At 64.3% G+C, this 5,282-nt stretch carries 7 protein-coding genes; all 7 read right to left on the minus strand.

Going from position 1 to position 5,282, the window contains the following annotated elements:
* Nucleotides 1–161: 161 nt before the first annotated feature.
* The 7 genes from ACN4F8_RS00185 to ACN4F8_RS00215 all read right to left on the minus strand — a co-directional run bounded on the left by ACN4F8_RS00185 (nucleotide 162) and on the right by ACN4F8_RS00215 (nucleotide 5,208).
* Nucleotides 162–1,253 carry a calcium/sodium antiporter gene (locus ACN4F8_RS00185; protein ID WP_419471724.1) on the minus strand — a complete coding sequence of 364 codons (1,092 nt, stop codon included), beginning with the start codon at nucleotides 1,251–1,253 and terminating at the stop codon, nucleotides 162–164.
* A gap of 10 nt (nucleotides 1,254–1,263) precedes the next feature.
* A complete protein-coding gene (locus tag ACN4F8_RS00190) occupies nucleotides 1,264–1,902 on the minus strand; it encodes an exopolysaccharide biosynthesis protein (RefSeq protein WP_419471725.1) in 639 nt (212 codons plus the stop codon).
* Nucleotides 1,899–3,224: a hemolysin family protein gene (locus ACN4F8_RS00195; protein ID WP_419471726.1), complete on the minus strand. Its 1,326-nt coding sequence runs from the start codon at nucleotides 3,222–3,224 to the stop codon at nucleotides 1,899–1,901. The genes ACN4F8_RS00190 and ACN4F8_RS00195 overlap by 4 nt, the downstream gene beginning before the upstream one ends.
* 57 nt (nucleotides 3,225–3,281) lie before the next feature.
* The gene (locus ACN4F8_RS00200) at nucleotides 3,282–3,785 is read right to left on the minus strand and encodes an undecaprenyl-diphosphate phosphatase (RefSeq protein ID WP_419471727.1); all 504 of its coding nucleotides are present in this window, start codon (nucleotides 3,783–3,785) and stop codon (nucleotides 3,282–3,284) included.
* 33 nt (nucleotides 3,786–3,818) lie between these two features.
* A complete protein-coding gene (locus ACN4F8_RS00205) occupies nucleotides 3,819–4,505 on the minus strand; it encodes a Bax inhibitor-1 family protein (protein ID WP_419471728.1) in 687 nt (228 codons plus the stop codon).
* Between the two features lie 121 nt (nucleotides 4,506–4,626).
* Nucleotides 4,627–4,986: a hypothetical protein gene (locus tag ACN4F8_RS00210; protein ID WP_419471729.1), complete on the minus strand. Its 360-nt coding sequence runs from the start codon at nucleotides 4,984–4,986 to the stop codon at nucleotides 4,627–4,629.
* 69 nt (nucleotides 4,987–5,055) lie between these two features.
* A complete protein-coding gene (locus ACN4F8_RS00215; RefSeq protein WP_156406418.1) occupies nucleotides 5,056–5,208 on the minus strand; it encodes a hypothetical protein in 153 nt (50 codons plus the stop codon).
* Nucleotides 5,209–5,282: the final 74 nt, after the last annotated feature.

Here is a 5,282-nt window from a genome sequence, read left to right on the forward strand (position 1 = left end):
GTTCCTTGCCGAATTTGAGCAGCAACACGAGCATGGCAATGATCAAACCGATGAAGAACGGCGCAAGAATCCAGCGGCTGGCGAAGATGGCCGATTCCATGAATCGCTCGAAGGAGTTGGACGGGTTTTTCATAGGCGCAGGCAAAGTGGCAAAAGGGTTCTCAGGGGTGGTGGCTGGCGGACTTGCCGCGCATGATGCTCACCACAAAGGTGATGATGGTCAAGGGCAGCACGAAGCTCAGCATGGCCGACGAGAAGGCTGGCAGCGCATCGTGGTGCTGTGAGGCCAGGATCATGTAGGCCACATAGGCCACGTAGTCGGCCAGAAAGACGCCGCCTTCCCAGCGCGCAATCTCGCGCCCGCTCAGAAACACGGGCAGACAGGCGAGCAAGGCGGCCAGCATGACCCAGATGTCGAAGGTCAGGATCGACGGCGCCAGACTCAGGCCGAGGTCGCCCGAGACGAGGCTGCTCAGGCCCAGACAGCCCAGGATGTTGAAGGTGTTGCTGCCCACCACATTGCCCACCGCAATGTCGCGCTCGCCCTTGAAGGCGGCGGTGAGCGAGGTGGCCACCTCGGGCATGGAGGTGCCTGCGGCCACGATGGTCAGGCCGATCACGAGATCGCTCACGCCCAGCGCCTTGGCAAACACCACCGAGGCCGAGACCAGCCAGTCGGACCCCACCACGAGCAGCGCCAGCCCGGCGACGATCAGGGCCACCTGGGCTGGCCACTTGCCGTCCCAGGCATCGTGTCCTGCGGGCTTCAGCCCGGCATCAAATTCGCCTGTGTTGGCGGTGGATTCGCGGCGCGACTGCACGATGAGGAACACGGTGTAAGCCACCATCAAGGCCATCAGGATGGCGCCATCCCACAGGCCGAGCTTGCCGTCCAGGCCGAGCGCCAGCAGCAGCAGGGCCGAGCCGATCATGATGGGCACCTCCTGGCGGATCAGCTGTACATGCACGATCAGCGGGGCCACCAGCGCGCTGATGCCCAGGATGAACAGCACGTTGAAGATGTTGCTGCCCACCACATTGCCCACCGCAATATCGGTCTGACCGCTCAGCACGGCACCGGTGGACACGGCCATCTCGGGTGCGCTGGTGCCAAACGCCACGATGGTCAGGCCCACGACCAGGGGCGATATGCCGAACGACAAGGCCAGCTTCGACGCGCCGCGCACCAGCGCGCTGGCACCAAAGACCAGCGCAACGAGGCCAGCAAAAAACACGGACATCTGAATCAACATGGAGCAGCCCTCACGAAACGAAAAAAGGTCCCAGGATCAACACCGCCGCCTTGATCATGGCCCACACCACCCCCCAGACCACGGCACCGGCCACCGCCGAGGCCAGCAGCCCGAGCGCGATCCACGCACCGTCGCGCTCCAGCACGCCCAGCGCAAGCACGCTGATGGCCAGCGCGGGCAAGGTGTTGCCCAGGGGCACGGGCAGCATCAACACCGCAGCCAGCACCAGGCAGATCAGTCCGACGGCATATTCAACGGGCGGCCGAACCAGCACATGCAGGCGGGGCTTGAGCAGTTTCTCGGCCTTGGCCAGCCAGGGCACGATGCGCCGCACCAGGGTGGCGAGGTCATCGCGCGAGAGCGAGCGCCGCGTCACAAAACCCGGCAGCCAGGGCCGCAGCCCCAGCATGAGCTGGGCCGACAGAAACAACAAGGGCGCACCCAGCAGCGTGGACACCCCCGGTGGCACCGGCAGGATGTTGGGTGCGGCGAAGAAGAACATCAGCGCACCGATGGCGCGGTCGCCCAGGGCCGCCAGCAGATCACCCACCGCGATGCGCTCGCGGCTGTTGTCGTTCGCCAGGCGAAACAGCACCACCGACAGGGGCACGCTGCCATGGATCTCTTGGCCAGACGGTGAAGGGCTCATATGCCGGTGGGCGCTTCCTCGGTGTCGCCCTCGGCAGGTGCCGCGATGCGCGTGGCCAGCACCTTGTCGATGGTGCGGCCGTCCATGTCCACGATCTCCAGCCGCCAGCCTTCCCAGGTCACGGTGTCGGCCTCCTTGGGCAGGCGCCCGGTGAGCAGCATCATCAAACCGCTGAGCGTGTGGTAGCGGCCGCGCTCCTCGTCGGGCACGCTGTCGAGCTGCAGGCGGTCCTTGAGTTCGGGCACCGGAATGTGGCCGTCCAGCAGCCAGCTGCCGTCTTCGCGCAGCATGGCCCACGAGGTCTCGGGGTCCTTCGGGCTGAACTCGCCGGTGATGGCCTCGATCAGGTCCTGCAGCGTCACGATGCCCTGCACTTCGCCGTACTCGTCGATGACGAACGCCATGTGCACGTCGGACTGGCGGAAGTTGTCCAGCAGCTCCATGCCGGTGATGGTCTCGGGCACGTACAGCGGCGCCTGCAAGGGCTGGCCCGCCAGTTCGCGGTGTTCACCGCGCAGCGCCTGAGAGAGCCACTTGCGCGCATTGACCACACCCACCACGTTGCTCATGTTGCCGTTGACCACCGGAAAACGCGCATGGTCCGACGCTTCCACCCGCGCCATGTTCACCTCGAACGACTGGTCCAGGTCGAGCACCACCACGTCGCTGCGCGGCACCATGAGCGAGCCGATCTGGCGATCGTCCAGCCGGAACACGTTGCGCACCATGGTGTGCTCGTGGGTCTCGATCACGCCCGCCGTCGTGCCTTCGGCCAGCATGGCGTGGATCTCTTCTTCGGTCACCGCCGCGCCGGTGTTTTCTTTCACACCGAGCAGCTTCATGAGCGCGCGGGTGGACACCGAGAGGAACAACACGAAGGGCTTGGTGGCCATCGCCAGCCAGTTGATCGGCCGCGCCACCAGGCGCGCCAGCGCCTCGGGGTTCGACTGCCCGATGCGCTTGGGCACGAGTTCACCCACCACGATGGAAAAGTAGGTGATGAGCACCACCACCAGGCCGGTGGCGGCGTACGCGCTGTAGGGATCGGCCACGCCCAGCGAGGTGAGCCACAGCGCCAGCGGTGCGGCCAGCGCGGCTTCACCGACGATGCCGTTGAGCACACCGATGGAGGTGATGCCGATCTGGATGGTGGAGAGAAAACGCGTCGGGTCTTCGCCCAGCTTCACGGCCGCTGCGGCCGCCTTGTCGCCTTCATCGATGAGTTTTTGCAGACGCACCTTGCGTGCGGTGACCAGCGCGATCTCCGACATGGCAAACAAGCCATTGAGGAGGATCAGCGCGAACAGTATGGCAATTTCCATGGGAAATCAAAAGCTCCAGAAATTCAACACAAGAACGAAAGACAGGGATGCGCGAGCTCAGGTGGCGCGCGGCACGCCCGTGGCCAGCAGAAACGAATAGCGCGCCGCGGCTTCACGGCTGTAGCCCATGAGCAGGCCCGCGGTGATGGTGCCGCCCGAGCGCGACACACCCGGAATGAGCGCCATGGCCTGCGCCAGACCGAAGAGCAGACCGTGGCCCCACGAGAGTTCCTTGAGCGCGCGCTGTTTGCTGCCCACGCGGTCTGCAATGGCCAGCAACACACCGAACACGATCAACATCACGGCGGTGATCGTGAGGTTGCGCAGCGTGCCTTCAATCGCGTCCTTGAAGGCCAGACTCAGCAAGGCAATGGACAATGTGCCGATCAGGATCAGCCAGCCCATGCGCGCATCGGGGTCCCGGCGCCACTCGGCTTGCGTCAGCGACAACCACCAGGCCCGCAGGATGCGCAGGTGGGCGCTGGACGACACAGGCAGGAACTCGGTGAGTCCCTGCACCAGCCCGAGAAAAGCCGCTTCGGCCCAGGCCGTCGCGCTCACGACCTCAAGCGCATGGGCCCCCCACAGCCAGCTTCACTCGTCGCGCGAACCGCCCAGACCCAGCAGCATCAGCAGGCTCTGAAACACGTTGAACAGGCTCAGGTACACGCCCAGGGTGGCGGTGATGTAGTTGGTCTCATGGCCGTCCTGCACGCGCTTGAGGTCGTACAGGATGAAGGCCGAGAAGATGCCGATGGCCAGCACCGCGAGGGTGATCATGAGCGCGCCCGACTGGATGAACACATTGGCGATGCCCGCCACCAGCAACATGATCGCGCCGATGAACAGGAACTTGCCCATGCTGGTGAGGTCGCGCTTGATGATGGACGACAACGCCGCCATGCCCAGAAAGATCGCGCCGGTGCCGGCAAACGCCGTCATCACCAGACCCGCGCCGTTGGCCTGGCCCAGCACCGAGCCGACCAGGCGCGAGAGCATGAGGCCCATGAAGAAGGTGAAGGCCAGCAGCACCGGCACGCCGGCGGCCGAGTTTTTGGTCTTCTCGATGGCAAACATGAAGCCGAAGGCACCGCCCAGGAAAACCGCAAGGCCCAGAAAGCCCGTGAGGCCGGAGGTGATGCCTGTGGCCACGCCGACCCAGGCGCCCAGCACCGTGGGAATCATCGACAAGGACAACAGCCAGTAGGTGTTGCGCAGCACGCGGTTGCGTTCGACCAGCGCGGCGCTGGCGGTGGAATGGGCAGAAAGACTCGTGTTCATGGTGAGGTCCGTTCGGTGGATGAAAACAAAAAGGGATGGGGTGCAGCGAACAACTCGCAACGCTTCAGCGCTGCGGGCTCACGGATGTGGGTGGGGTGTGGGCCGCCTCAGCGGTCCCACCTCAGGCCGGGTGTGGGGCCTGTTGTGGCGGGCGGAGCAATCCGTCCAGCGAGGGCGGCAAGACGGCGCGTTGCCGGTAGCCGATGGTGGGGCCGACGTCGACCGGAGGCCGCTGCGCCATCACGATCCTGGGCAGGCTGTCGGGAAGGTCGGGCACCTGGTCCACCAGGGCGTGGTTCACCGCCGACTCCGCCAGGGCCTTGCCCTGCTGTGCGCTGTCTTCAAGCGCGGCGGGCGCGCCCTGCAATGCGGCGACCGCCTGGGCCTGTGTTGCCGATGCGCTGTGCGCGCCCCCAAAAGCAAACGCGCTCACACTCAGAAAAAAGTGGAGCGCGAAAATCGCGATGAGGCAGCGGCGCATGGTGTGGGGAGTATATCGGTCCCAAAAAAAAGGCCCACTGACGTGGGCCCTTCTTCGCGTTCAGGCGAATTACTTCTTCTTGCACTCGTCTTTGGCTTTGTTTTCGTCTTTCATGCAATCCACTTTCTTGTCGTCCATTTTGCCGCCGGCATGGCTGGCAGCAAACGCAGGAACGGACGCCATCATGAATGCAGCGATCATTGCGGAGATGAGAGTTTTCATAGATTACCTTTGGGATTGAAATGTCTTTTGACACCGGCTCACAATGGGAAATCGCCCATTGCTGCCAAAGTCAA

The organism is Hydrogenophaga sp., from assembly GCF_048549895.1.
In the GTDB taxonomy this organism is placed as follows: domain Bacteria; phylum Pseudomonadota; class Gammaproteobacteria; order Burkholderiales; family Burkholderiaceae_C; genus Hydrogenophaga.

What these genes read in the sequence shown, in the direction of transcription:
- ACN4F8_RS00185 (WP_419471724.1), bottom strand. Translation starts at nt 1,253, where the DNA reads ATGTTGATTCAGATGTCCGTGTTTTTTGCTGGCCTCGTTGCGCTGGTC.
- ACN4F8_RS00190 (WP_419471725.1), bottom strand. Translation starts at nt 1,902, where the DNA reads ATGAGCCCTTCACCGTCTGGCCAAGAGATCCATGGCAGCGTGCCCCTG.
- ACN4F8_RS00195 (WP_419471726.1), bottom strand. Translation starts at nt 3,224, where the DNA reads ATGGAAATTGCCATACTGTTCGCGCTGATCCTCCTCAATGGCTTGTTT.
- ACN4F8_RS00205 (WP_419471728.1), bottom strand. Translation starts at nt 4,505, where the DNA reads ATGAACACGAGTCTTTCTGCCCATTCCACCGCCAGCGCCGCGCTGGTC.
- ACN4F8_RS00210 (WP_419471729.1), bottom strand. Translation starts at nt 4,986, where the DNA reads ATGCGCCGCTGCCTCATCGCGATTTTCGCGCTCCACTTTTTTCTGAGT.
- ACN4F8_RS00215 (WP_156406418.1), bottom strand. Translation starts at nt 5,208, where the DNA reads ATGAAAACTCTCATCTCCGCAATGATCGCTGCATTCATGATGGCGTCC.